The 24,442-nt window shown below is 61.1% G+C and carries 23 protein-coding genes; 13 read left to right on the top strand and 10 right to left on the bottom strand.

The features are described from left to right. The first annotated feature begins 3 nt into the window (after positions 1-3). Complete coding sequence (gene lnt, locus L0Y14_RS14765) at positions 4-1,512, top strand: apolipoprotein N-acyltransferase (RefSeq protein ID WP_006475087.1); 1,509 nt, start codon at positions 4-6, stop codon at positions 1,510-1,512. Here the strand turns inward: lnt and L0Y14_RS14760 are convergent. Next, positions 1,494-1,718: a hypothetical protein gene (locus tag L0Y14_RS14760; protein ID WP_006475086.1), complete on the bottom strand. Its 225-nt coding sequence runs from the start codon at positions 1,716-1,718 to the stop codon at positions 1,494-1,496. The two genes, lnt and L0Y14_RS14760, sit on opposite strands and share 19 nt — an antisense overlap. A 31-nt stretch (positions 1,719-1,749) precedes the next feature. Here L0Y14_RS14760 and L0Y14_RS14755 point away from each other — a divergent pair, with 31 nt between their 5' ends. From L0Y14_RS14755 to L0Y14_RS14740, 4 genes are all read left to right on the top strand, one after another. Continuing rightward, the gene (locus L0Y14_RS14755) at positions 1,750-2,247 is read left to right on the top strand and encodes a WbuC family cupin fold metalloprotein (RefSeq protein WP_006475085.1); all 498 of its coding nucleotides are present in this window, start codon (positions 1,750-1,752) and stop codon (positions 2,245-2,247) included. A gap of 36 nt (positions 2,248-2,283) precedes the next feature. Further along, a complete protein-coding gene (locus tag L0Y14_RS14750) occupies positions 2,284-2,787 on the top strand; it encodes a hypothetical protein (RefSeq protein WP_005961705.1) in 504 nt (167 codons plus the stop codon). Next, a complete protein-coding gene (gene mpl / locus L0Y14_RS14745) occupies positions 2,787-4,148 on the top strand; it encodes a UDP-N-acetylmuramate:L-alanyl-gamma-D-glutamyl-meso-diaminopimelate ligase (RefSeq protein WP_006475084.1) in 1,362 nt (453 codons plus the stop codon). The genes L0Y14_RS14750 and mpl overlap by 1 nt, the downstream gene beginning before the upstream one ends. Positions 4,149-4,409: 261 nt before the next feature. Further along, a complete protein-coding gene (locus tag L0Y14_RS14740) occupies positions 4,410-5,024 on the top strand; it encodes a flavin prenyltransferase UbiX (RefSeq protein ID WP_039960044.1) in 615 nt (204 codons plus the stop codon). Between the two features lie 7 nt (positions 5,025-5,031). Here L0Y14_RS14740 and L0Y14_RS14735 read toward each other — a convergent pair whose 3' ends face one another. From L0Y14_RS14735 to thiD, 6 genes are all read right to left on the bottom strand, one after another. After that, positions 5,032-7,401, bottom strand: coding sequence for a sensor domain-containing diguanylate cyclase (locus tag L0Y14_RS14735; RefSeq protein ID WP_251859223.1), 2,370 nt, complete (start codon positions 7,399-7,401; stop codon positions 5,032-5,034). Positions 7,402-7,403: 2 nt separating this feature from the next. Beyond that, positions 7,404-9,254, bottom strand: a complete 1,851-nt coding sequence (locus tag L0Y14_RS14730; protein WP_006475080.1) for a PhnD/SsuA/transferrin family substrate-binding protein — start codon at positions 9,252-9,254, stop codon at positions 7,404-7,406. A 143-nt stretch (positions 9,255-9,397) separates the two neighbouring features. Next, positions 9,398-11,404, bottom strand: a complete 2,007-nt coding sequence (locus L0Y14_RS14725) for a bifunctional DedA family/phosphatase PAP2 family protein (RefSeq protein ID WP_005961692.1) — start codon at positions 11,402-11,404, stop codon at positions 9,398-9,400. 119 nt (positions 11,405-11,523) lie between these two features. Next, the gene (hemL, locus tag L0Y14_RS14720; protein ID WP_005961690.1) at positions 11,524-12,807 is read right to left on the bottom strand and encodes a glutamate-1-semialdehyde 2,1-aminomutase; all 1,284 of its coding nucleotides are present in this window, start codon (positions 12,805-12,807) and stop codon (positions 11,524-11,526) included. Further along, complete coding sequence (gene thiE / locus L0Y14_RS14715) at positions 12,804-13,451, bottom strand: thiamine phosphate synthase (RefSeq protein ID WP_006475079.1); 648 nt, start codon at positions 13,449-13,451, stop codon at positions 12,804-12,806. Before thiE ends, hemL begins: the two co-directional genes overlap by 4 nt. After that, on the bottom strand, positions 13,444-14,229 hold the full coding sequence (thiD, locus tag L0Y14_RS14710; RefSeq protein WP_006475078.1) for a bifunctional hydroxymethylpyrimidine kinase/phosphomethylpyrimidine kinase: 786 nt from the start codon (positions 14,227-14,229) through the stop codon (positions 13,444-13,446). The genes thiE and thiD overlap by 8 nt, the downstream gene beginning before the upstream one ends. Before the next feature lie 213 nt (positions 14,230-14,442). Here thiD and L0Y14_RS14705 point away from each other — a divergent pair, with 213 nt between their 5' ends. The 3 genes from L0Y14_RS14705 (at position 14,443) to L0Y14_RS14695 (ending at position 16,767) form a co-directional block, all read left to right on the top strand. Next, positions 14,443-14,919 carry a DUF5063 domain-containing protein gene (locus tag L0Y14_RS14705; protein ID WP_006475077.1) on the top strand — a complete coding sequence of 159 codons (477 nt, stop codon included), beginning with the start codon at positions 14,443-14,445 and terminating at the stop codon, positions 14,917-14,919. A 133-nt stretch (positions 14,920-15,052) separates the two neighbouring features. Then, positions 15,053-15,424: a HesB/IscA family protein gene (locus tag L0Y14_RS14700; protein ID WP_006475076.1), complete on the top strand. Its 372-nt coding sequence runs from the start codon at positions 15,053-15,055 to the stop codon at positions 15,422-15,424. Positions 15,425-15,570: 146 nt separating this feature from the next. Next, positions 15,571-16,767: a protoporphyrinogen/coproporphyrinogen oxidase gene (locus L0Y14_RS14695; protein ID WP_006475075.1), complete on the top strand. Its 1,197-nt coding sequence runs from the start codon at positions 15,571-15,573 to the stop codon at positions 16,765-16,767. 15 nt (positions 16,768-16,782) lie between these two features. On the opposite strand, the gene L0Y14_RS14690 is transcribed toward L0Y14_RS14695, so the two are convergent. Continuing rightward, on the bottom strand, positions 16,783-17,469 hold the full coding sequence (locus L0Y14_RS14690) for a DUF4126 domain-containing protein (protein ID WP_005961677.1): 687 nt from the start codon (positions 17,467-17,469) through the stop codon (positions 16,783-16,785). A 169-nt stretch (positions 17,470-17,638) separates the two neighbouring features. Between L0Y14_RS14690 and argC the strand changes: the two genes are divergently transcribed. The 4 genes from argC to erpA all read left to right on the top strand — a co-directional run bounded on the left by argC (position 17,639) and on the right by erpA (position 20,328). Beyond that, complete coding sequence (argC, locus tag L0Y14_RS14685; protein ID WP_039960038.1) at positions 17,639-18,670, top strand: N-acetyl-gamma-glutamyl-phosphate reductase; 1,032 nt, start codon at positions 17,639-17,641, stop codon at positions 18,668-18,670. 6 nt (positions 18,671-18,676) lie between these two features. Further along, positions 18,677-19,399 carry a DUF6776 family protein gene (locus L0Y14_RS14680; RefSeq protein ID WP_005961673.1) on the top strand — a complete coding sequence of 241 codons (723 nt, stop codon included), beginning with the start codon at positions 18,677-18,679 and terminating at the stop codon, positions 19,397-19,399. A 29-nt stretch (positions 19,400-19,428) separates the two neighbouring features. Next, the gene (locus L0Y14_RS14675) at positions 19,429-19,866 is read left to right on the top strand and encodes a bactofilin family protein (RefSeq protein ID WP_005961671.1); all 438 of its coding nucleotides are present in this window, start codon (positions 19,429-19,431) and stop codon (positions 19,864-19,866) included. A gap of 108 nt (positions 19,867-19,974) precedes the next feature. Next, positions 19,975-20,328 (top strand): iron-sulfur cluster insertion protein ErpA, encoded by a 354-nt coding sequence (gene erpA / locus L0Y14_RS14670; RefSeq protein WP_005961669.1) that lies wholly within the window; start codon positions 19,975-19,977, stop codon positions 20,326-20,328. Positions 20,329-20,391: 63 nt separating this feature from the next. On the opposite strand, the gene L0Y14_RS14665 is transcribed toward erpA, so the two are convergent. Next, positions 20,392-21,504, bottom strand: a complete 1,113-nt coding sequence (locus L0Y14_RS14665; RefSeq protein ID WP_005961667.1) for an anhydro-N-acetylmuramic acid kinase — start codon at positions 21,502-21,504, stop codon at positions 20,392-20,394. Next, on the bottom strand, positions 21,494-22,978 hold the full coding sequence (locus L0Y14_RS14660) for an OapA family protein (RefSeq protein ID WP_006475071.1): 1,485 nt from the start codon (positions 22,976-22,978) through the stop codon (positions 21,494-21,496). Before L0Y14_RS14660 ends, L0Y14_RS14665 begins: the two co-directional genes overlap by 11 nt. Before the next feature lie 162 nt (positions 22,979-23,140). Between L0Y14_RS14660 and tyrS the strand changes: the two genes are divergently transcribed. Further along, positions 23,141-24,337, top strand: coding sequence for a tyrosine--tRNA ligase (tyrS, locus tag L0Y14_RS14655; protein ID WP_251859222.1), 1,197 nt, complete (start codon positions 23,141-23,143; stop codon positions 24,335-24,337). Positions 24,338-24,442 lie beyond the last annotated feature (105 nt).

Genomic DNA, 24,442 nt, shown 5'->3' with positions numbered 1-24,442 from the left:
CCCATGTTGCATGATGCGCGTACCGCGCTGCTGCGCAGGGGGAGGCTGCTGGCCTTGCTGGCGGGGGCGCTCACCACCCTGGGGTTTGCACCATTCAATCTATGGCCGCTGGCGATTGCCGGACCAGCCCTGCTGTTCTGGCTCTGGCTGCATGCCGGCCGCGATAGTGGCTTCCGCCTGGGGCTGCTCTACGGTCTTGGGCTGATGGGCAGCGGTGTCACCTGGCTGCATGTCAGCCTAGCCCAGTTTGGCGATGTGGGCTGGTTTCTGCCGCTGTTGGTTACGGGGTTGTTTGTTTTGGTGATGGCCCTCTACTACGGCCTGCTGGGCTGGTTGGTGAGCCGTATCCCGGTCGCTAAACGGCTGCGCCTTAGCCTGCTGTTCCCCGCCGCCTGGGTGTTGATCGAGTGGCTGCGCGGCTGGTTCCTCAGCGGCTTCCCCTGGTTGCAGCTGGGCTATGCTCAGATCGATTCACCGTTGGCCGGGCTGGGGCCGCTGTTTGGCAGCCTTGGCGTCAGCTGGGCGGCGGCCTTCAGCGCCGGCCTGCTGGTGTTGATCCTGATCACAACGGCGCGGCGTACCCGACTCAAGGCGCTGGCGATGCTGGGAGTGCTCTGGGTGGCAGCCTGGGGCGTCAGCCAGATCGAGTGGAGCCACCCCGAGGGCGAGCCGATCCGGGTGGCGTTGGTGCAGGGTAACATCCCCCAGGCTGAGAAGTGGAAGCTGGGGCAACTGGCACCGACCCTGATCCACTACGCCAAGGAGACCCGCCGCCACCTGGATGCGGATCTGATCCTCTGGCCGGAGACCGCGGTGCCGGCGTTTCAGTTCCAGGTGGAGGAGCCTTTTCTACAGGGCATGCATCGGCTGCTGCAGGAGCAGGGTCACAATCTGGTGTTCGGTGTGGTGCAGATGGACCCGGAGAGCAAGGCCTACTATAACGCGATGGTGAGCCTGGGCAGTGAGCGAGCCCACTACCACAAGCGTCATCTGGTGCCGTTTACTGAGTATCTGCCGCTCAAGGATTGGCTCGGCTCGCTGGTCGATTTCCTGACCATCCCGATGTCGGACTTTGCCCATGGCAGCTCGGCTCAGCCGCTGATGCAGGTGGGGGAGCACCAGGTCGGTATGTCGATCTGCTACGAGGATGCCTTCGGCAGTGAGATGATCGAGGCGCTGCCGCAGGCGGCCTATCTGATCAACGCCTCCAATGACGCATGGTTCGGTGACTCGCTGGCGCCCCATCAGCACCTGCAGATCGCCCGTATGCGCGCCCTGGAAACTGGCCGCTATCTGCTGCGCGCGACCAATACCGGCATCTCTGCGGTGATCGGGCCGAAAGGGGGATTGATCGGGGTCTCGCCACTGCTGCAGCGGCATGTGCTGCGCAGCGAGATCCGCGCCATGCAGGGGCTGACCCCCTATGCCAGGATTGGCAACTGGGGCATAGTTATTCTGATGCTGTTTGCCCTGATGGTCGCCTACCCCTGCAACTATTGGCGGGGCGCCTGAGTTTGTAGCTGCTCGGCTGTGGCCTGTTCGAGCTGCTGGCGCTCCTGCTCATATTTGATCACCTCGCGCAGCTGGAACAGCACCTCATCCTGGTCGCTCCAAGGGGCGGCTGCCGGGGCGGTGGCGGGTGGCGACTCGCCGTATGCGGCCAGCAGCGCCAAAAGCAGGAGGGCGAGGCAGACCGGGGATGGGCTGAAACAGTTCATGTTGTGACTCCGCCTTAGCCAGGAGAGAGAGATGCTTAAACTATTGGATGATTCAGTTATCGCTGGGTTGATCGAAAGCTCCCGCAACGCGTCCCGTCGGCGCTCTCACCACTGTTTTCATGCCGACCACAGCGAAACGGTGCAGCGCATGGCGATGGCGGCTCAGCCCGGCACCTACTACCGGCCTCATCGCCACCTGGCCCCGTCAACCTGGGAGTTCCTGATTATACTGCAGGGGTGCTGTGGCCACCTCACCTTCGATGAGAGTGGCGCGGTGCTGAGTCGTACCGAGCTGAGCGCTGCTGGGCCGGTGCGCGGTCTCGAAGTGGCGGCGGGAGTCTGGCATGCCTTGGTCGCGTTGGCCCCGGACACCCTGCTGTTCGAGTTCAAACAGGGGCCGTTCAAGCCGATCGCTGAGGCTGATTTCGCCAGCTGGGCGCCAGCCGAGGGGGAGGCGGCTGCGGTGCAGTTCGAGGCTTGGTTCCGGCAGGCTGGGGTGGGAGAGCGTCCGCCCAGGCGGGCTGACTAGTGGTAAGATCCCGCGTTTTGCAACCGTGAACCATCGATGAAGTCACTGCTGAACTATTTTGTCGATCTCTGCCTGCTGCGTGCCGCGCCGCAGGATCTGCCTGTCTCCTCAGTGTTGCTGGCGTTGACCGCACTGCTGAATGTGCTGGTTGGGGTGCTGATGATCGTCGACTCCTCCCGTCAGCTGGGCATGGCCGTGCTGGAGAGCCTGTTCGAGGCGGGGTTGATGCTGCTCAGCCTGCAGCTGGCGCTGCGCCTCACCGGCCTGCAGCCACGATTTCTGCAGACGGCCAGCGCATTGATGGGCAGTGGTTTGTTGATGGGCCTGCTGGCGCTGCCACTGCTGAGCTGGAATCAGGCGTCGGGTGGTTCAGAGGTGGGGCTGTTGTTGCTGGTGCTGGTGATCTGGAGCATGGTGGTGTTGGGTCATATCATCCGTCACGCCTTTAACCTCAGCCTCAACCTGGGGATCGCCTTCGGCTTTATCTATACCTTGTCGGCCTGGTCGATCACCTCCACGCTCTTCCCAGTGGTGAACTGATGCATCTACACATTCTTGGTATCTGCGGTACCTTCATGGGCGGTATCGCGCTGCTGGCGCGGGCCCTGGGGCACCGGGTCACCGGCTCCGACGCTAACGTCTATCCGCCCATGAGCACCCAGCTGGAGGTGGCCGGTATCACCCTGATGGAGGGCTATGCGCCGCAGCATCTGCAGCCTGAGCCGGATGTCGTGGTAGTGGGTAACGCCATGTCGCGGGGCAATCCGGCGGTGGAGTACATGCTGGAGCGGGGGCTGCGCTACACCTCCGGTCCCCAGTGGTTGGCGGAGAATGTGTTACAAGGGCGCTGGGTGCTGGCGGTGGCGGGCACCCACGGCAAGACCAGTACCGCCAGCCTGCTCGCCTGGCTGCTGGAGTATGCCAATCTGGAACCGGGCTATCTGATCGGCGGGGTGCCGGAGAATTTTGGCCGCTCGGCGCGGCTCGGTAAGGCACCTTTTTTTGTGGTGGAGGCGGACGAGTATGACACCGCCTTCTTCGACAAGCGCTCCAAGTTCGTCCACTACCGGCCGCGCACCCTGGTCCTCAACAACCTGGAGTTCGACCACGCCGACATCTTCGACGACCTGGCGCAGATCCAGCGCCAGTTCCATCACCTGCTGCGCACCGTGCCAGGCAATGGCCTGGTGATCACCCCGGCCCAGGACGCCAATCTGGCCGCCGTGCTCGAGCAGGGTTGCTGGACCCCGCTCGAGTCGTTCGATGCGGAGCGGGAGGCGACCTGGCAAGCGGCATCCGCCAGCGCCGACGGCAGCCGCTTCGAGCTGATCTGTGAGGGCAAACCGGCCGGGCGGGTCGAGTGGGGGTTGCTCGGGCGTCACAACATCAACAATGCCCTGGCGGCGATCGCCGCGGCGCGCCATGCCGGGGTGCCGGTGGCGGTCTCGATTGAGGCGCTACGGGAGTTTTGTAACGTCAAACGGCGCCTGGAGCTGATCGGTGAGGTGGGCGGGGTGCGCGTCTACGATGACTTTGCCCACCACCCCACGGCCATCCGCACCACCCTGGAGGGGCTGCGCGGACGGGTCGGCTCGCAACGCATCATCGCGGTGCTGGAGCCGCGCTCCAACACCATGCGCCGCGGTGTGCATGCGGGTGAGCTGGCCGGGGCGCTGCAGGTGGCTGATTGGGTACTCTTCTTTCGCCCTGCTGAACTGGCCTGGGATGCGGCGGCGGCACTCCAGCCACTGGGGGATCGTGTCGCTCTGTTTGACAGCAGCGAGGCGATCATTGAAGCGTTGGCCGAGACCGCCCAGCCCGGCGATCATCTGCTGATCATGAGCAACGGTGGCTTTGAGGGGCTGCACCGGCGGCTGCTGGAGCGCCTCGGGCGGGGCTAAAATGCTCCAACAGGCCGCAGCAGGTTCCGGTAGGTCCGACTTTAGTCGGACTGTTCGGCTGACAGGGGTTGTTCCCAACAATCCTTCTGCATTTCCTCCATCCATGGAGGTCAAGCCGAACCTACGGGCTGTTATTGATCCGCCACTTGCAACCAATTGAAATCACGGATGATGTCGGGCACGGCCTGACCTATACATGAGCCAGATTAAATTGCCGGGTTAATAGCATCAGACGAGACAAAAGAGTTGCCGGACCACACCATGCATGATTCTAAGCCCATCGCCCTCGGTATCACCGGCGCCTCGGGCAGCGCCTACGCTCTACGCTTGCTGGAGTGCCTGATCGCGGCGGGGCGACCAGTCTATCTGATGATCTCCCAGGCCGGGCAGATCGTGTTGAATATGGAGTCCGGGCTGCAGCTGCCTTCGCAGCCGGCAGAGGTGGCGCGTATTCTAGCGGAACGTTTTCAGGCTGCGCCCGGGCAACTGCAGGTGTTTGGCCGTCAGCAGTGGATGGCGCCAGTGGCGAGTGGTTCCAATCCGCCTGAGGCGATGGTGATCTGTCCCTGTACCACCGGTGCGCTCTCCGCGGTGGCCTGCGGCGCCAGTAACGACCTGATGGAGCGAGCCGCGGATGTGATGCTGAAGGAGCGGCGCAAGCTGATCCTGGTGGTGCGTGAGACCCCGCTTTCCGATATCCACCTGGAGAACATGCTCAAGCTGTCGCGCATGGGGGCGCTGATCATGCCGGCCAGTCCCGGTTTCTATCAGGATCCAGAGTCGCTGGAGGATATCGTCGACTTCATGGTGGCGCGGATCCTCGACCAGCTCGGAGTGGAGCAGCGTCTAATGCCGCGCTGGGGGGAGCCGCTTTGACAGCCGGTTATGGGCTCACTGTGGTGCGGTTGCGCCCCTCCCGCTTGGAACGGTAGAGCGCCTGGTCGACCCGTTTGATCAAGGCGCGCGCATCGTCATCAGGGTGCAGCATGCTGGCGCCGAAGCTGGCGGTGATCCGGCCCACTTGCGGGAATTGGTGCTGCGCGATCGCCTTGCGCAGGTCTTCGGCAACCGTCTCCACCACCGCGAGATCGGCCAGCGGGGTGATGATCATGAACTCCTCGCCGCCCCAGCGGGCCAGCACGTCGCTCTTGCGGATGCGCTTCTGCACCACCGCGACAGCCTCCTGCAGCACCCGGTCGCCGACGTCGTGGCCGTGGTTGTCATTGATGCGTTTGAAGTGGTCGATGTCGAACATGATCAGCCCCAGCGCGCTCTGCTGCTGCTTGGCCCATTCGATCTGCTCCACCAGTTCGTCGTCGAACTTCATCCGGTTGAAGACCTGGGTCAGGCGGTCGGTGGCGGCGAGCTGGGTGAGCTGCTGCTCCATCTCCACATGGTGGGTGATGTCGCGATGGGACTCGATGATCTGTACCACCCGTTCTCCTGTGTCGTCGAAGATCGGTGTGGCCGAGACCTCGGCGTAGATGACCTTGCCGTGACTGTCGAAATGTTTGTGGATGACCCGTGCCGGAGCTTTGGTCTTACGGATCAGCTCGATCGGGCAGGGGTCATGCTCGCCACTGCAGGGGACCTCGCGCTTGTGGGAGAGACGGTGGCAGGTCATCTCCGCATCGATGCTGGCGCCGCCGCAATAGGTCTGGCGCGCGGCGCTGTTGGCTATCTCCAGCCGATAGGTGTCGATGTTGATCACCAGAGTGGGGTCGGCGATGGTGTCCACTACGTTCTGAATGTAGTGGTGGGAGCGCTGCAGCTTTTCCTCCGCCTGCTTGAGGGGAGAGATGTCGGAGATATAGGCGTAAAAGTGGGTGATGTGACCTGCGCTGTCGCGGATCACGGAGGTGGTGTCCTGGATCCACAGGCGCCGGCCATCGGCGCTGACCAGCTGATAGGGTTTGCGCTCGAACCAGGAGCGACTGTCTGTTTGAGCTGCTTCGTTCTCTTGGATGAGTTGTTGCAGGTAGCTGGGGGCGACGATGCTGGAGAGGGAGAGTTCTCCACTCTGGAACTCTTCTGCGGTATAGCCTAACAGAGGTTCAACGTTGCTCGAGATGTAGTCGATGGGCCAGCCGAATTCGTTGCGCCAGTGGATGACGACGGTGGGGCCACCGATAAACAGGTCGCGCTCGTCGGCGATCTCCTGGTTGAGGTGCTGGATCTGCAGCTCCGAGAGTCTGCGTTTTTCTCGGTTGAAGGTGAGGAATATCAGGACCGCGCCCAGTATCAGAAAAAACAGCCCAAGCAGGGGATATTGATGCGCCATCTCCTGGTCGATCTGGGTCTCGAGCAGCGATTCAGGAATCTGCAGTATCAGTACAAACTCGCAGTTTTGGCAGCCGCTGGAGAGGCTTGACTGGCTGTTGGGGAGACGCATGCGGAGATGGACAAATCGGCCCTCTGCGGTGCGGCTGCTGGCGATGCCGCGCTGTGTGATCTGCGACCAGATGAGAGGATGATCCTGTGCAAAACCGACTTGGGGTGAGTCGGGGAACATGAAGTTCCACTCCTGCAATTTGTTCGGGCTGAGCAGATACCGACCTTCACTGTTGAGCAGATAGGTTCTGCCCGGGTAGTCGCGGGTCAGGGCCAGAAAATCGTTGAGCAGATGGCGTCCCAGATAGTTGAGGATGACGATACCCCGTTTATTGCTCTGGGCGTCGCTCACCGGACTGGCCAGCCGCAGCATCGGCTTTAGCGGCAACTCCACCTCCCCGTGTTCCACATTGAGATCGAAAGGTGAGGTGTAGATGGCGCCGCTCGGCAGGCCGATTGTCTCGGTGAAGTAGTAGCGATGGGCCTTGGACTGCAGCTGGTCGGTGGGCACAATCGTTGGCTGCCCCTGGTTGGCGTTGACCCGTACCCGCTCCATCCCTTCAGCATCGAGAAAGCGCACTTGGTCGTAGCGACGTTTGTACTTGCTGAAGGCCTTGAATGCGATGCTGGTTCGGGCGATCGCCTGATCGCTCGGTTGCGGCTGGGTCAGCCCGTTCTGGCGGGCCTGGTCGGTCAGGTAGAGCAGGTCGGAGCGGACCTCCTTAAGATCGGTCTGCAACTGTTGGTTCAGCTGTCGCAGCAGCGTCACCGACTGGTCGTACAGTTTTTGCTCGACCCTCTCCTGCACCTGCGCCCGCAACCCCCAATGGATCAAGCTGGCCAGCAGCATCAGGCCGAGCAGGATTAATAGCAGATGATGGGTAAGACGGTGGTTCGGTTGCATCGCTGAGTTGGGCGTCACGCTTAGCTGTTGTGTGAGAGGATGGACACCTCACGAAAAACCACCACCGCACCCGTTATTTTCTTCTCCTCGATGATCGGGGTGCAGGTGTACTCGGCGTGGAAGCTGCCGCCATCCTTGCGCCAGAACAGCGCATCGCTGCTGCGGTGTGTCACGCCATTGCGCAACACACGGGCGATCGGGCATTCACCTTCGGGGAAGGGCTCGCCGTTGGCCCGAGTGTGGTGCCACATGGCGTGGCTGTTACGCCCGAGCATCTCATCCACCTCATAGCCCAGCAGTCGGGCCGCCATCGGGTTGACGAAACTGTGGTTGGCCTGCAGATCGAGGCCGAGAATGCCGTCACCGGCCAATTCCAGGATCAGTTCCTGCTGCTTCTGGCTGAGCCGGTTTTCCTCCTGCAGTTGTTTTATCGGGTCAATGTTGTCGATGGCTACCACCAGATATTTGATCTGCCCGCTGATATCGCGCACACAGGAGATGTTTAGCCGGGCCCAAAATGCAGTTTGGTCGGCCCGTTTAAGACGCAGCTCAACCGCGCCCTGTCTGGTGTCGCCGCGACGAATCTCGTTGAGATATCTCAGTCCCGTCGAAAGATCATCGGCAAGCAGCAGCTCCTTCAGATTGAGAGAGTGTAGCTCTCTGGCACTGTAGCCAGTCATCTCGCAGAACTTTTGATTCTGTTTCAGGAAGGCGCCGTTGAGTGTGAGGTGTGCGATGCCCACCGCGGCCTGCTCAAAGGTCACACGTAACTGCTCTTCATTCTGCATCAGGTTTCGCTGGTTGGCTTTGAGGGTGCGGTTGAGACGGGCGATACGCCATATCAGGAGGAGTAGAAAGGTGATGATGCCGAACAGGCCAAGCAGCCAGCCCCCGTAGGCCTGAATGATGGCGCGCAAGCCGATCTGATCGGCTTGATCGTAGGGTGCAATGCTGAGTCGTTTGAGCAGATCGTGCACCGATTGATAGTTCTCTGGGATGGTCCAGCCGGTAATGTGTGCGTTGCGGGCGGCGAGGTGCTCCGGTGGCAGTTCCAGCAGCGCAATGGCGATCTGTCGTGCCAGATCGTCAGAGGTTTGCGGCAGTTTGGCAAACGGCCACTCTGGATAGAGCGGGGTGCTGATGAGCAGTGGGAAATTGGGGTGACGTTGGGGGTTGATGACCCGCAGCATGCTGATCTCGAGTTTGCCCTCCTTGGCCATTCGCTCGAGGGTGTCCGAGCGCACCACGCCGACCTCGGCGTTGCCTTCCAGCACCGCCTGGGCCACTGCGTCGTGGGTGTTGTAAAACGCCACTGGACCCAGTTCTCCCCGTTTCAGACCGGTGTTCAATATGGTGTCCAGGGCCATGATCCAGCCCCCCAGTGAGGTGGCGTGAACTGCAGCGATGCGCTTCTTCTTCAGATCGCTCAGGCCACGGATCGAATGGTTCTCCCGATGGGTGAAGATGACGCTGCCAAATTGGGAGTTGTCGGCCTCGGTGGTGAGGCGATTGGTCAGGGTGAGGATGCGGCGCACGCCAAACTTGATCGACAGATCAACAAAGATGCCAGAGTTGACGATGACGAAGTCCACCAGATCGTTTTTCACCAGGATCGGAATGTCGTCGAACAGCATCGGCACGATGCGGAACCGGTACCTGGGTAGTCGCTGGTTAAGATAGTCGGCGGTGGCATCCCACTTGGCATGGGTCTTGGCCTGGCCGCGCTTCGCCAACACGCCGATGCGTACCTCTGGCCTGATTTCTGTATTGCCGGCGGCCTGGATGGGCGATGCTGTGGCGATCAGAAGGAGCAGACCCAACAGTGGTAGCAAAAGGTGGTAGAGGGGGATGCTGGGGGGCTTGCGTTTCATACTTCCTGACGCTGGTTTGGCGTTGGCTTTGCGAAGGGGCGGCCAACCTGCCCGGTCGCCCAGCCTGGCCTGAAATTAAGTATAGATTCAACTATCCGAGGTTGTCGGCATGGCTTGGCTGTAGTTGAACCCATTGCTTGGTGTTATTGCGATGGAGTCCGGTGGGTGTTCGGTAGTATCAATCGCAGCAGTGCCTCGTTGCGATGGGATTCGAGCGCTTTGATGGGGCCGAGATCCTGCTCTAAGATCCTGAGCGGGTTGAGGAAATCGCTATCGGTCTGCGGCAGGCTAAGCAGCCCTGCCAGATCGGGCCGGATCTGCTGCGAAACGTTGCCGATCCAGAGCGGCCGGTCGTCCGGCGCGACCCGAAAATGGCTCGACCAGAGCCGCAGCACCAGTCGTCCGCCCTCTGGCAGCGGCCTCTCCCAGCTGATCGACTCGTGCCGGCCATCGTGCACCTGGGGCAGCAGCGGCAGCTGCTGCAGTGGTAGCGAGGGGGAGAGCAGCTGCAGCGCATTGCCCCAGTCTAACCTTGTGGCTGGTCGCCAGCCCTGTGCCTGCAGCTGATCCAGCAGCTGCGCCGGATCGCCGATCAGCTGCAGATTGAGCGGGTGGTCCAATCGGGCACGGATATCATGGCGTTGCCGGGGGATTAGGCTGCCATCATCGGCCAGCCACTCAGCTTGGCTGATCACCTCAGTGGCTGGTAGCGGCTGGTAGCGCTGCAGTTTTTCAGAGTGGTTCTGCCAGCTGTCGATGGCGAAGAGCGTGCTCAGTGCCAGAGCGGAGGCGAACATGAAGCGGTTGGCATGGGTCTCCGCCGCCAAATGGCGGTGGTAGGCAAGCCCCAGTGCCGAGATCCAGGCCAGCCCGAGCAGCAGACTACCGATTATGTCGCTCAGCCAGTGCACACCCAGATAGAGTCGTGACAGCGCCACTGCGAAGACCAGTAGCGTCACCAGGCTGTAGGGGATCCAGCGCCACTCCCGGTAGAGGGTGCGCGCAATCATCACCGCGAAGAAGCCGTAGAGGGTCAGGCTGCGCAGCACATGGGCGCTGGGGAAGGCCCAAGGGCTGAGCCCCTCGATGCGCGGCTCGGGGCGCGGTACACGCAGGCCATATTTCAGCAGCATCGGCATCAGCAATCCGAAGCCTAGCGCCGCCCCCCAGTAGCCGAGTGCCCGCCAGTTGCCCTGCAATGCCAGTAGCGCAGCCACCGCCAGGGCAAAACCCAGTATCAGCGGCAGGTCGCCGAGGCGGGTGAGGTAGACCATCAGGCTGTCGGCCCAGGGGGTGCGCAGGCTCTGCAGGGCGCTGTGGATGGCGAGGTCAGGCCCGTCGAATAGGCCGCCGCTAGTGATCAGCCCGGAGAGCAGCAGAAACAGCAGTGTGCTCAGCAACAGCAGGCTGGCCAGTATCGCCAGCCCCCGTGACTCAGGGTGATCCGGATCGCCCAGAGCGGCGGCGATCTCAGCGAAACCGCGATGGGCACGTCCCCACTGCAGGAGTGCCTGAACGATACGGCTGGTGTGGGGTTGCAGCAGGCGGAAGATTCCCCGCGAGACGATGAGAACGATCCACAGCGCGGCGGCGAAGATCAGCAGCCAGGCCACCAGGCGGAAGGCGACCTCTGAGGCCAGCTCCAGCGAGGCGCCGAACACGATGCCCGGCAGCAGATAGGCAGGGGCCCAGACCAGTGCCGAGAGCAGATTGGCGATGAGGAAGCGCCAGGGGGGCATCTTCAGCATCCCCGCCACCAGTGGGATTACTGCCCGCACTGGGCCGAAAAAGCGCCCGAAGGCGACGCTCTTGCCGCCATATCGCTCGAAAAAATGCACCCCCTGCTGCAGCGACCGGGGGTGGCGGCGGAAGGGCCAGAGCTGGTAGAGGTGCGTCTGGTAGCGGTGCCCCAGCCAGAAGCTCAGGCTATCCCCGGCTACTGCGCCGGCCACTGCCCAGCCGAACACCGGCCAGAAGGTCAGCGCACCGTTGGCGATCAGCGCGCCGAAGCCGAACATCAATACCACCCCCGGCACTAGCAGACCGAGAATCGCCACCGATTCGGCAAACGCCACCAGGAACACCAGCCAGCCGGCCCAGAGGCTGTGCTGGGCGACCCAATCGATAACCAGCTGGAGATACTCACCCATGGCGAGGGATTATAGCCAGAGCCTGTGTAGGGTGCGGTGAGGAACGAAGCGCATCGATCGAGGGGCTGGATTGCCGAACGCAACCGATGCGGTTCACAGGCTCACCACACCCACGGCGGTCAGGCGATCTCGGTGAAAGCCTCTGCGGCGGCCTCGATGGTGTTTTGGATATCCTCGTCGGAGTGGGCGGCGGAGACAAAGCCTGCTTCATAAGAGGAGGGGGCGAGGTAGATGCCGCGCTTCAGCATGGCGTGGTAGAAGGCCTTGAAGCGCTCCTGATCGCAGGCGGTGGCGCCAGCGAAGTCGCTGACCTTGTCGGCATCGGTGAAGAACAGACCGAACATGCCGCCGACATGGTTCTCCGCCAGCGGGATACCGGCAAAATGGGCCTGAGCCATGATGCCGTTGACCAGGGTCTCGACCTTGGCGGAGAGGGCGTCGAAGAAGCCGGGCTCGGCGATCAGCTCCAGAGTTTTCAGCCCGGCGGTCATGGCCACCGGGTTGCCGGAGAGGGTGCCGGCCTGGTAAACCGGACCGAGGGGGGCAATCTGCTCCATGATCTCACGCTTGCCGCCGAAGGCGCCCACCGGCATGCCGCCGCCGATTACCTTGCCTAGTGTGGTCAGGTCGGGGCTGATGCCGTAGAGGCCTTGCACGCCACCCAGTGCCACGCGAAAGCCAGTCATTACCTCGTCGAAGATCAGCACAGTGCCGTGCTGGTCGCAGAGTTCGCGCAGGGTCTCGAGGAAGCCAGGCTGCGGCGGGATGCAGTTCATGTTGCCGGCCACCGGCTCGACGATGATGCAGGCGATCTCGTCGCCGATTAGCTCGAAGGTCTCTTTGACCTGTTCGCTGTCATTGTAGCTGAGGGTCAGCGTGTGCTCGGCTAAGGCCGCGGGCACGCCGGGTGAGCTGGGCTCGCCCAGGGTCAGCATGCCGGAACCGGCCTTCACCAGCAGCGAGTCGGAGTGACCGTGGTAGCAGCCCTCGAATTTGATGATCTTGTCGCGGCCGGTGTAACCGCGGGCGAGGCGGATTGCCGACATGGTCGCCTCGGTGCCGGAGCTGACCATGCGCACCATGTCCATGCTCGGCACTAGCTCGCAGACCTTGTCGGCCATGCGGGTCTCCAGCTCGGTGGGGGCGCCGAAGCTCAGTCCCTTGCTGATGATGGCGGCGACGGCCTCGATCACCTCGTGGTGGGCGTGGCCGAGGATCATCGGCCCCCAGGAGCCCACATAGTCGATGTAGCGTTTGCCCTCCGGGTCGAAGATATAGGGGCCGGCGGCGCAGTCGATAAATACCGGGTCACCCCCCACGCCACGAAACGCCCGCACCGGCGAGTTGACGCCGCCGGGGATGTGTTGCTGGGCCTGGGCAAAGAGGTCGTGGGAGCTGCTCATGTGGGTGAATCCTCCGCTTGGAATAGGGATTGAAAGGCCTGGCAGGCGGTTTTGATGTCGGGCTGGCCGAAGATGGCGTGGATCACTGCCAGCATGTCGGCGCCTGCATCTATTAATGGCCGGCCATTCTCCGGCGTAATGCCGCCGATGGCAACCAGCGGCAGGTCGATCTCGTGGCGTGCCTGGCGCAGCAGCAGTGGCTCGGCCTGCACCGCTCCGGGTTTTGTCTGTGAGGGGAAGAAGCGGCCGAAGGCGACATAATCGGCCCCGGCTGCGCTGGCCTGTTGCGCCAGCTGTAGCTGGTTGTAGCAGGAGACGCCGATGATGGCGCACTCACCGAGTTGGGCGCGGGCCTGCTCGATGTCGGCATCGTTACGGCCCAGATGTACGCCGTCGGCGTCGCTGGCCAGGGCCAGCGCCACATCATCATTGATTAGTAACAGGGCGTTGTGTCGGTGGCAGCAGCCGGCTAGGGTCTGTGCCTCGGCCAGGCGGCGCACCGGATCATCGCCCTTGTCGCGATATTGGATCACCCGGGCGCCGCCCTGCAGGGCCTGTTCGACCTGTTGTGGCAGTGGCAGTTCGCCCCCCAGCTTGGGATCGGTGATGGCATAAAGACCGCGCAATCGATCGTCCCTAGTCATGCTTGAAACCTCTTTCCAGTCGATAGAGCCGGTTGGGCAGGGATTGGCAGCGGCCGCTACGGAAGCCCTGGGCCAAGCTTTGCCAGGTGAACGTGAGAGCAGCGTTGACCGCATCTTCCAGCGACTTCCCCTGCGCCAGCCCGGCGGCGACAGCGGCGGCCAGGGTACAGCCGGAGCCGTGATATTCGCCGGGCAGCCGCTGCCAATTGGAGCGCTGGCGGCGACCGTCGGCGAGGTAGAGAGTGTTGATCACCTGCTCATCGGCCTCGTGGGTGCCGGTGATCAGCACTCCCTGGCTGCCTTGCTGCAACAGCTGCGTTGCACACTGCTCCAGTGTCTGCGGGCCGTCGGCGAGACGTCGCGCCTCCGGGCTGTTGGGGGTGATCAGGGTGGTCAGCGGCAGCAGCCGCTGGCGGATCGTTTCCAGCAGCAGCTGTCCCGCGAGCGGAGTGCCACCGCCGGCGGCCAGTACCGGGTCGAGCACCAGCGGGATCTGTGGGTGGGATTCGAGCAGCCCGGCCAGCGCCTCGGTGATCTCGACGCTGCCGATCAGGCCGATCTTGATCGCCCTAACCCGGCAGTCCGCCAGTACCGCCTCGACCTGGGCGAGCACCTGTTGGGCGGGCAGCGGGGCTAGCGCCTGCACGTTGCAGCTGTCCTGAAAGGTGATGCAGGTGATCGCGCTGGTGCAGTGGCAGCCGTTGGCAGCGACCGCTTCGATGTCGGCCTGGATGCCGGCACCTCCGCCGGGGTCGTGGCCGCCAATCGCTAGTATCACTGGGATTTTGGGAGGGAGAGTGTGCATCGGCGGATTGTATACTGGAATCTTCGCCGAGTGGCCGTTTGGCTGGTCAGCGGGGTACTGCCTGCTACACTGCCTAATTACTAAAACCGTTTTATCAGGCAGGGGGCTTACCTGTCCTGTTGAAGTTCTAGCGGAGTTGGCCTGGGCAGAAGTCTGGCTTTGGGCCACTGAGAGGGAGGGAATTCTATGAGTCCACAACATAGAGAGCTGGCTAATGTCGCGCGTGACTACTGCGAGATGGTCGAGACCGTGGAGTATATCGATGAGCAGTGGATTGAGCTGGTGGCGGCGCTGTTGCCTCGGCTGCATGCCGCGGTCTCGGCGCTGGGGACTGTCGGTCTGGTGAGTAAACGCCATACTCGGGTCGACCTGGATGCCCGTTTTGAGTTCTACAGCAAGTTGCGCAGTCTGTTGGGTGAAAAAGACAGCTATTGGCTGGAGTTCGATGTGGCCGAAGATGGCCAGTCGAAGAGCGGCAGTTTGGCGGATGACCTGACCGATATCTACTGCGAGCTCAAGGAGGGGCTCAACCTGATGGAGGGCGAACCGTCACAGGCTCTGGAGGGGCTGCGCGTCGGTTACCATCTCCACTGGGGGCGGCATCTGATCAATGCGCAACGCCATCTGTACGAGCTGCGCTCAAGCTATCAGATCGACCTCTGAGTTGGCTCTGAGCGGGAGTGCCGGATAGGACTCTAACGCGCCATAACCCGCCGGCTTGCTGGGTTTTGGATGATTTGCCGAGCGATCCTTGCTAGACTCCCCGACCTTTATCGAATTTTTTAGGAGATCCGGCATGAGTATGAATACCCTGACAGAGAGTGACCTGACTCTGACCGCGATTGCCCAGGAGAAGATGGGCGAGCTGTTTCAGCAGGTTGAGGACAATATCGAAGGCGTCCGGGTATTTGCCACCCCAGGCGGCTGCAGCGGTGTCAGTTTCGGTATGACCTTCAGCGATGCCATCAACGACAACGACGGCGTGCTGGCATGCGAAGGCTTCAAGGTCATCGTGGACGACGGTACCATGCAGTATCTGCGCGGCGTGGAGATCGACTTCGTTGATCGTGGTGACGGCAATCAGAGCTTCGTCTTCAATAACATGCAGCCGGTGGGCGGCAGTGGTTGTGGCTCCTGCGGCTCTTCTCAAGGTGGTGGGTGCGGCTGATTGGGTTAGCACTCGGTTGTCGGAAAAGCCTGCATGGCATTTGCCCTGCAGGTTTTTTTATGCCTAAAGAAAAGTTGGGGTGACGGATTGCATGGGCTGAAGTCGCCCCCTATGCTTGCCGAGCGTTGAATCAGGAGCGAATGGCAATGAGTGGCAAGTTGATCGATCTGGTGGTGATAGGCGGCGGCATTAGTGGTCTGGGGATGGCTCATTTTGCCCGCAACCGGGGCTTGCAGGCGCTGGTGCTGGAGGCCTCGAGGCAGCCGGGTGGCTGTCTGCGCAGCCACTGTTTTGAGCGGCCCGAAGGTGCAGTGTGGGCAGAGTTGGGCGCGCATACTTGCTACAACAGCTACGGCAATCTGCTGCAGATGCTGGAGCAGTCAGGACAGTTGCAGAGTCTGCAGGCGAAGCAGAAACAACCCTATCGGCTCTGGGTTGGCAACGCCATCAAGTCGATCGCCTCGCAGTTCAACTGGTTGGAGCTTTCTGCTGTGCCGCTACGGCTCCTGTTGTCGAAGAAGGCGGGGCGCAGTGTGCGGGACTATTTTGGCGGCATCATCGGGCGGCATAACTACCAGCGTTTTCTCGGCCCAGCGTTGGATGCGGTGGCCTGTCAGCCGGCGGATGATATTCCTGCCGAGAGTCTGTTCCGCAAGAAATCCAGGCGCAAGGAGATCCTGCGCAGCTATACCGGGCCCCGCGGGGTGCAGAGTTTTATCGATGGCATAGTTGCCGCGGGTCTGGATCTGCGTTGTGACCAGCCGGTGGTGCGGATCGAACAGAGTGCAGAGGGGTTTCAGGTCGAGACAGCTGATGGCTCGCGTTTCGCTGCCCGCAAACTGGCGCTGGCGATCGCCCCGGATCAGGCGGCCAAACTGTTACGGCAGTTGCGGCCTGAGCTGGCCGAACAGATTGGAGCGGTGCAGATGGCAGAGGTCGAGTCACTGGCGGTGCTGCTGAAGGCGGAGAGCCTGAGTCTGGAGCCGGTGGCCGGTATCATCGGGCGGGATGGGGATTTCTATTCGGCGGTCTCCCGGGATCCGGTCCCCGATCCCAATTATCGTGCCTTCACCTTTCACTTCCACCCCGGAGTGCTCGATGATGAGGGGAAGGTGCAGCAGATCTGCCAGGTGTTGGGGGTCGAGCGGGCTGCGCTGCTCGATCAGGTCGCCCATCAAAATCGTTTACCGGCGCTGAGGTTGGGGCATGCCGGGATCATCGAGACGGTGGACCGTCTGTTGGCGGGTGATTCGTTGGCGCTTACCGGCAACTGGTTTGCTGGGGTTTCGATTGAGGACAGTCTACAGCGTTCGGCTGCCGAGGCGGCGCGGTTGCTAGGTTGAGCAATTTGTTTCGGCTCAGCCCGATCGATCCCCCTTTTCGCCGGCATCGTGGTAGAGCTGTTGCAGGATATCCTTCCGACGGCGTGGCTCTACGTCCCTTCCCTTTCGGCGGAACAGCTCGCCTAGCCGATGTATGAGCTTTTTCAGGGTCCGCCAGATCTTCGGTAGCAGCCAGGCGACGAGCAGGATAAAGAGTGCCAGCAGGACGAGGAAGGTCAGCGGATAATGGAGTGCGGTCCAGAGGCCGCCGATCACCACTAGATCCTCTGCAATCGATGCGGCCCAGTTGGTGACGGGTTCTGGTGAGGTGTTGATCAGTACCCGGGAGCTGGCCTTGGTCAGGTGGCTGCCGGCCGCCAGGGTGCCGCCGGCAAGCGCTGCAGCCAGTTGTGCCGCTTCCGACACCTCGAAGCCGCTGGCGGCCCCGGCGGCCAGGATGGCGCCGGCGGGGATGCGCACAAAGGTGTGCAGCACGTCCCAACCGGTATCGACGCCGGGGGTCTTGTCGGCAAAGAACTCGATGCAGTACATGATGCCTGCTACCCCCATCACCAGCGGGTCAGACAGCACCTCCAGCCCTGGTGGCAGTATTATGTCTCCGGTTGCCCCCAGATAACCTAGCATAAAGACTGCGGCGTAGAGATTGATGCCCGCGGCCCAGCCGGCGCCGAGTGTTAATGCCAGTATCTCGATGGTTTCCATTTAGATGATCCGTGTCGTATCGCCCATCTCTTTACTATGGGGGATGGTGGCGGTCTTTCCAACGCCACTGGGGAAATGCCCGGCCAAACTGGTTGCACACTTCCGATTTTTTTCTCCTCTCCGTATGATGGCGAGCTCTGTAATAATCGTAGAGAGGGCGCAGGTGGCTATGATCAAGGTGGGTATCGTTGGGGGGACGGGCTATACCGGAGTGGAGCTGCTGCGCCTGCTGGTGAATCATTCGGCAGTCCAGGTGGTGGTGATTACCTCTCGTTCCGAGGCCGGGCGTCCGGTGGCAGATCTGTTTCCCAATCTGCGCGGGCATCTAGATCTAGCCTTCACCGAACCCGATCCGGCGCTACTTGCGAGCTGCGATCTGGTGTTCTTCGCCACCCCCAATGGCATCGCCATGCAGCAGGTACCTGAGCTGCTGGAGGCCGGTGTCCGGGTGATCGATCTGGCCGCCGATTTCCGGATCAGCGACCAGGCGCTCTGGGAAAAGTGGTACGGCATGCAGCACGCTTGTCCTGAACGGCTCGCCGAGGCGGTCTATGGTCTGCCCGAGGTGAACCGTGAAGCTGTGAAGCAGGCACGCTTGGTGGCTAATCCCGGCTGTTATCCTACTGCGGTGGGATTGGGCTTCCTGCCTCTGGTGGAGCAGGGGCTGATCGAGCTGGATCATCTGGTTGCTGACACCAAGTCGGGTGTTAGCGGCGCGGGTCGTGGCGCCAGTGTCGCCGCCCTGATGGGCGAGACCGGTGAGAGCTTCAAGGCCTATGCGATCCCTGGGCATCGTCATCAGCCGGAGATTCGCCAGACCCTGATGCGGGCGTCGGGGGGCGATGTGGGGTTGACCTTTGTGCCTCATCTGGTACCGATGATCCGGGGCATCGAGGCGACGCTTTATGCCCGGCTGAAGGATGTCTCGGTGGATCTGCAGGCGCTTTTCGAAAAACGCTACGCCGACGAGCCGTTTGTCGATGTGATGCCGGCGGGATCACACCCTGAGACCCGCAGCGTACGTGGGGTGAACCACTGCCGGATCGCGGTGCATCGGCCGTTGGATGGTGATGTGGTGGTGATCTCCACGGTGATCGATAATCTGGTCAAGGGAGCTGCGGGTCAGGCGGTACAAAATATGAATCTGATGTTTGGGTTGGCAGAGGATGCGGGTCTTGAGCAAGTCGCGTTGCTGCCGTGAGGGGCTATGAAAGCTAAAGAGAGATTCAGTTCACCGAAGATCGTCGCAAACAAAACGTCGATCGGACGAACCTGGGGGGTGTTGCTAGTGCTGATGTTGCTTGCTGCCGCCGGCTGGGGCGGTTATCAGTTGGGCGGTGAGCGGCTCTCGTCAGAGACGCTTCAGACACATGCTGAGATGCAGCAGCAGCTGGCCGTGGTTGAGGCGGAGCGCAATGATTTGCGCCGCCAGCTGACCATGGCGGAGCAGGCGGCACAGGTTGACAAGAAAGCGTTGGCGTCGGTCAAAGCGGAGATCGAGGCGTTGCAGGATGAGCGATTGAAGATGGAGGAGGAGCTGGTCTTCCTGCGTGGCATCGTCTCCACCAGCAAGAAAAAAGAGGGGCTCAAGGTGCAGGGCTTTAAGCTTGAGCCGGGGCTGGAGGCTGGGCAATTTAATTACAAGTTTACGGTTAGCCAGGTGCTGAAGAATGGTCAGGTCGCCAAAGGGCGGATTCTGATCAGCGTTGAGGGGGTGCAGGATGGCAAGGTAGCCACCTACAACCTGGATGCACTCGCGGACAAAAGTAGTGCGAGCATCAAGATGCGTTTTCGCTACTTTCAGAATATAGAGGGTGTGTTGCGCCTGCCCGAGGGTTTCGAGCCGGCCCGGCTGATCATCGAGGTGAAACCCAGCGGTAAGCGGCTGGCGCCAGTCAGTGAGAGTTATCCCTGGTCGCCAGTTTCCTGAGATAGAAATAGATATTCCGAGGTACGGTAATGAGAAGACCACGATTTCGAGCCCCCAAGATAGCCACAGTAATCGGTAAAGGCACCCACATCCTGGGTGACGTGACCTTTAGTGGCGGTCTCCACATTGACGGCACCATCAAGGGCAATGTCACCTCGGAAGGGGGTGAGAAGGCGGCCCTGACAGTGAGTGAATCTGGCACCATTGAGGGGGATGTGCGGGTCACCAACCTGATGCTGAATGGCAGGGTGATCGGTGATGTGTTTGCCAGCAATCGGGTGGAACTGGCGCCCAAGGCGCGGGTGACCGGCACGGTCTGCTATGATCTGTTGGAGATGTCGATGGGTGCGGAGGTGAATGGCCAACTGGTGCATTCGCAGGACGCAGAGCCGCGCCGGCTTGGCTATGATGAGCCTGCGGTCGATCAGGATGAACTGTCGGGAGATGAGTTGTCGGCGAGTTCCTGAGAAGGCCTGCAGATCCCAAATACTTGATTGAAATCCTTGGTTAAAGCATACTTCCGTCATTGTCTCACGTGCCGGTGCTCCGGCTAAGCGAATGGTAGGTTATCGAAGATGGGTACCGTAGAAGCAAGCAATGAATCTCTTTTGGTCTTTACTTCGGCCGCTGCCGCCAAGGTCTCTGAGCTGATCAAAGAGGAGGGCAACCCGGATCTGATGTTGCGCATCTATATCCAGGGTGGAGGCTGTTCCGGTTTTCAGTACGGCTTCAGCTTCGATGAGAATGAAGGCGAGGGGGATGCTAAGGTGGTAACCGACGGGGTGACCTTGCTGATTGATCCGATGAGCATGCAGTACCTGGGCGGGGCCGAGGTGGATTACACTGAGGGGCTGCAGGGCTCCCAGTTTGTGATTCGCAACCCCAACGCCAGCACCACTTGTGGCTGCGGTTCTTCCTTCTCTGTTTGAGCCTGGATTCAGGCTGCAAAATGGGCGCTTCGGCGCCCTTTTTTGTGCTTGAAATCTGTCGGATCAGGCAGGGTAGATGCCGCCCAGGATCACCGGCTGACTCGCGCCAGTGACGCTTGGGAGGTTGCCGGGCAGCTGTTTCAGGGTGCGCTGGGCGAGCCAGGCAAAGGCGGTGGCCTCGATCCAGTCCGGATCCACGCCGACATCGGCGGTACTGGTGACCTTCATGCGGCCTGCGTGGGCACGCAACCGGGAGAGCAGAAAACGGTTGTGCACACCGCCGCCGCACACCAACATCTCATTGGCTTGGGGGCAGTGACGCGTCACCGCTTGCGTCACGCTGACTGCTGTGAGCTCGACTAGGGTGCTCTGTACTGTTTCCACTGATAGCTCATGTGCTTGCGGATGAGCTTCCAGCCATGTCAGATTGAAATGGTCTGTGCCAGTGCTTTTCGGCAGATCGCGTTGAAAATAGGGCTCCTGCAAGAGTTGGTTCAACAGTTTTTGGTCGACTCTGCCGCTGGCTGCCAGGGCGCCGTCCTGGTCATAGCACTTCCCAAGCTGATGTTCGATCCACTGGTCGAGCAGCACGTTGGCTGGGCCGGTATCGAAGCCCACAATCGTGGCCGCAGGGTCGGCGGGTAGCCAGGTGATGTTGGCGATGCCGCCGAGGTTGAGGATTACCCTGTTGCGTTGGTGGCTTCGCAGCACCACTTCATGAAAGGCGGGGACCAGCGGGGCCCCCTCGCCACCTGCCGCCATGTCGCGGCGGCGAAAATCTGCCACCGTAGTGATGCCGGTGCCCTGGCTGATGGTGTTAGGGTCGCCGATCTGCAGGGTAAACGGCACAGTGAAGCCGGGGCGGTGGCGGATGGTCTGGCCATGGCTGCCAATTGCGGTGATCGATTCGGTCGGGCAGTTGCTCACCTCGAGCAGGGCATTCACCGCTTCGGCAAAACAGCGACCGACGCGAATGTCGAGCTGGCCCATCCGGTCGATCTCATTCTCGCCCGGGGTGGTCAGCGCGGCCAGTTCTGTCCGCAGTTTGTCAGGATAGGGGTGGCTGTGGCTGGCGCGTAGACTTGGGGCCGCGCCGGCCAGGTCGACCAGCACGGCGTCGATGCCATCCATGCTGGTGCCCGACATCAGGCCGATATAGAGCGCCTCAGTTGGCATCCGCGAGCATTGTGCGGCTGAGAGTCTCCAGCTGAGCCAGGAGATCCAGGCTCTTCATTTCGAAATCGGCGCGGTACTTTTTTGCGATCGGCTGGGCGGCGGGGAGTTTGACGGTCAGCGGGTTGCGGTGGACGCCGTTGACACGAAATTCGTAGTGCAGGTGTGGCCCGGTGGCGAGCCCGCTCTTGCCCACATAGCCGATGATCTGCCCCTGTTTTACCCGGCTGCCACTCTTCGCCTTTTTATTGTAGCGGGAGAGATGAGCATAGAGCGTGGTGTAGCGTTGCCCGTGCTGGATGATGACGGTGCGGCCATAACCACCCTTGCGGCCGCGGTGGATGATTTTGCCGTCGCCGGCGGCCTTGATTGGAGTGCCGATCTTGGCGGAGTAGTCGACGCCGCGATGCGGGCGTTTTTTACCGAGTACCGGATGCCAGCGGGCCCTGGTGAAGCGGGAGGAGATGCGGCGGAAATCCACCGGTGCGCGCAGGAAGGCCTTGCGCATGCTGCGCCCCTCCGGGGTGAAGTAGTCGGAGTGGCCGCTCTCGTCGGTATAACGCAGGGCGCGATAACGGCGCCCCTGATTGACGAACTCGGCGGCGAGGATGGCGCCGTCGCGCAGTTTGTCGCCGTTCAGGAACTCCTCCTCCCAGATCACGCTGAAGTGGTCGCCACTGCGGATCTCCAGAGCGAAATCGATGTCCCAGCCGAAGATATTGGCCAGCTCCATGATCACTGATTCCGGCAGTCCTGCCTGTTTGGCGCTCAGATAGAGTGAGTCCTGGATGGTGGCGCTGCGATGGGTGGTGCGGCGCTCCACCTGTTTGGTATCTGTGCGGGCGCTGAAGCTGTCACCTTCAATTTCGATAATCAGGCTGTTGATGCGGTCGTGATCGAGGATCAGCGAGCGGAATGCGTTGCTGCTGTCGCGGCCGATTCGCAGGGTCTCTCCCGGCTTGATGTGGGTGAGTTGCTTGGCGGTTTTTGATGAGTTGACGATACGGTGCAGCAGGGTCGGACTGAGCGCCTGTTCGGAAAAGATGCTTGAGAGGGTATCGCCGGAACGGATGGTGTGGTTGCTCCAGCTGAGACTCTCCCGATCCAGTGCAGGTGCTTGAGTGACGATGCTCTTGGTACGGGTGGTTGTGCTGGGCTGTGCGGCGGGTTGCTCGCTCCGCCTGGGCTTGGCGGTGGGAGGTGGTGCTGGCAGGGTGGTCGAGCTGCTTTCATCCCCCAGGTCGGGCAGCTTAAGCGGCAGAGTGATCTGCCTGCTGGGTTTCTTCTGGATATTGCTGTCGGGCTGTGGTGCGCTGGGCGCTGGCGCTGGCGCTGGCGCTGGCTGGCCCCCGCTAACTTGCCAGAGTAGAAGGCCGACGCCTGCGGCAATCAGGATTGCGCCGCCAACAAGCAGTCGCAGAAGCGGAGATCGGCGAGAGCGCCGGCTTTCCAAGCGGAAATTTTTGAAATCGCGCATAGGCCTGAATTGAGGCGTGATGAGATGGATAATTTGGGAAAAATACAAGAAAGCATCGGGCCGGGGCAAGTGAGGTTGTTGGGCACGGTTCGCTAAACTTATATTTTGGGAATCATTTTAGTAGAGTTGGCGGCCAATTATTTGACTTTCTAGGTGGGCTTGATGGCGGATATAGATGCGGCGCTGGAAACTATTTTGCGGGGTACCGATGAGGTGCTGCCGGAAGATCTGCTGGTTGAAAAGCTGAAGAGGGGTAAGCCACTGCGAGTGAAGGCGGGATTTGATCCGACGGCGCCGGATCTGCATATCGGGCACACGGTATTGGTGAATAAGCTGCGCCAGTTTCAGGAGCTGGGTCATGAGGTGTTGTTCCTGGTTGGCGATTTCACTGCGATGATCGGCGATCCGACAGGTAAGAGCGCGACCCGGCCTGCCCTGACTCGGGAGCAGGTGCTGGAGAATGCTCAGACCTACGAGCACCAGATCTTCAAGATCCTTGATCCGGAGCGGACGACGATTGTCTTTAACTCCTCCTGGATGGGGGAGATGCGGGCCGCTGACCTGATCCAGCTGGCCGGCAAGTATAATGTCGCGCGGATGCTGGAGCGGGATGATTTCAGTAAGCGTTACAGTTCCGGGCAATCGATCGCGATCCACGAGTTTCTCTATCCATTAGTACAGGGTTATGACTCTGTGGCGCTGAAGGCCGATGTAGAGCTCGGTGGTACTGACCAGAAGTTCAATCTGCTGGTGGGGCGGGAGTTGCAGCGGCAATACGGTCAGGAGCAGCAGGTGATTCTGACCATGCCAATCCTCGAGGGGCTGGACGGGGTGCAGAAGATGTCCAAGTCGCTTGGCAACTACATCGGCATCACCGATGCGCCGGAGGATATGTTCGGCAAGATCATGTCGATCTCTGATGATCTGATGTGGCGCTATCTGGAATTGCTGAGCTTCAGGCCGATGTCAGAGATAGAATCATGGCGGCTAGAGATTGAACAGGGCCTCAATCCCAGGGATGTAAAGATTCTATTGGCAAAAGAGCTGGTCGGTCGCTTTCATGATGAGGCGGCGGCGGAGGCGGCGCACCAAACGTTTGTTTCGCGTTTCCAAAAGGGGCAGATTCCGGATGAAATGCCGGAGTTTGAGCTGTCGGCTGGTGAGGGCCTGCCGATCGCCAATCTGCTCAGAGATGTCGGCCTGGTGAAGAGTACCTCGGAGGCGATGCGCATGATCAAGCAGGGCGCAGTAAAGATCGACGGAGAGAAGATTGGCGATACCAAGTTGCGCCTTGAGTCGGGCGAAGGGTTTGTCTGCCAGGTAGGCAAGCGTCGGTTTGCGCGTGTAACGCTGGTTTGATGGTGAGGTTTGAGGCTTGAAGGGGAGGGGGTGCAATTAGATGGCATAAGGTCTTGACGGGGAGGAAGATGGCCGTATAATGCGCGGCTCTTTACGGGGCGAACG

The organism is Candidatus Endoriftia persephonae (assembly GCF_023733635.1).
In the GTDB taxonomy this organism is placed as follows: Bacteria; Pseudomonadota; Gammaproteobacteria; order Chromatiales; family Chromatiaceae; genus Endoriftia; species Endoriftia persephonae.
Note: the sequence above shows the minus strand (reverse complement) of the source record. Positions and strands in the feature narration are given on the sequence as shown.

Bases quoted from the DNA above. Each gene is read 5' to 3' on its own strand.
- hemL (WP_005961690.1), bottom strand. From the start codon at position 12,807: ATGAGCAGCTCCCACGACCTCTTTGCCCAGGCCCAGCAACACATCCCC.
- L0Y14_RS14690 (WP_005961677.1), bottom strand. From the start codon at position 17,469: ATGGAAACCATCGAGATACTGGCATTAACACTCGGCGCCGGCTGGGCC.
- L0Y14_RS14740 (WP_039960044.1), top strand. From the start codon at position 4,410: ATGCATGATTCTAAGCCCATCGCCCTCGGTATCACCGGCGCCTCGGGC.
- L0Y14_RS14675 (WP_005961671.1), top strand. From the start codon at position 19,429: ATGAGAAGACCACGATTTCGAGCCCCCAAGATAGCCACAGTAATCGGT.
- L0Y14_RS14700 (WP_006475076.1), top strand. From the start codon at position 15,053: ATGAGTATGAATACCCTGACAGAGAGTGACCTGACTCTGACCGCGATT.
- L0Y14_RS14680 (WP_005961673.1), top strand. From the start codon at position 18,677: ATGAAAGCTAAAGAGAGATTCAGTTCACCGAAGATCGTCGCAAACAAA.
- L0Y14_RS14725 (WP_005961692.1), bottom strand. From the start codon at position 11,404: ATGGGTGAGTATCTCCAGCTGGTTATCGATTGGGTCGCCCAGCACAGC.
- argC (WP_039960038.1), top strand. From the start codon at position 17,639: ATGATCAAGGTGGGTATCGTTGGGGGGACGGGCTATACCGGAGTGGAG.
- L0Y14_RS14660 (WP_006475071.1), bottom strand. From the start codon at position 22,978: ATGCGCGATTTCAAAAATTTCCGCTTGGAAAGCCGGCGCTCTCGCCGA.
- L0Y14_RS14730 (WP_006475080.1), bottom strand. From the start codon at position 9,254: ATGAAACGCAAGCCCCCCAGCATCCCCCTCTACCACCTTTTGCTACCA.
- L0Y14_RS14755 (WP_006475085.1), top strand. From the start codon at position 1,750: ATGCTTAAACTATTGGATGATTCAGTTATCGCTGGGTTGATCGAAAGC.
- erpA (WP_005961669.1), top strand. From the start codon at position 19,975: ATGGGTACCGTAGAAGCAAGCAATGAATCTCTTTTGGTCTTTACTTCG.
- L0Y14_RS14760 (WP_006475086.1), bottom strand. From the start codon at position 1,718: ATGAACTGTTTCAGCCCATCCCCGGTCTGCCTCGCCCTCCTGCTTTTG.
- L0Y14_RS14695 (WP_006475075.1), top strand. From the start codon at position 15,571: ATGAGTGGCAAGTTGATCGATCTGGTGGTGATAGGCGGCGGCATTAGT.
- lnt (WP_006475087.1), top strand. From the start codon at position 4: ATGTTGCATGATGCGCGTACCGCGCTGCTGCGCAGGGGGAGGCTGCTG.
- thiE (WP_006475079.1), bottom strand. From the start codon at position 13,451: ATGACTAGGGACGATCGATTGCGCGGTCTTTATGCCATCACCGATCCC.
- mpl (WP_006475084.1), top strand. From the start codon at position 2,787: ATGCATCTACACATTCTTGGTATCTGCGGTACCTTCATGGGCGGTATC.
- tyrS (WP_251859222.1), top strand. From the start codon at position 23,141: ATGGCGGATATAGATGCGGCGCTGGAAACTATTTTGCGGGGTACCGAT.
- L0Y14_RS14750 (WP_005961705.1), top strand. From the start codon at position 2,284: ATGAAGTCACTGCTGAACTATTTTGTCGATCTCTGCCTGCTGCGTGCC.
- L0Y14_RS14705 (WP_006475077.1), top strand. From the start codon at position 14,443: ATGAGTCCACAACATAGAGAGCTGGCTAATGTCGCGCGTGACTACTGC.
- L0Y14_RS14665 (WP_005961667.1), bottom strand. From the start codon at position 21,504: ATGCCAACTGAGGCGCTCTATATCGGCCTGATGTCGGGCACCAGCATG.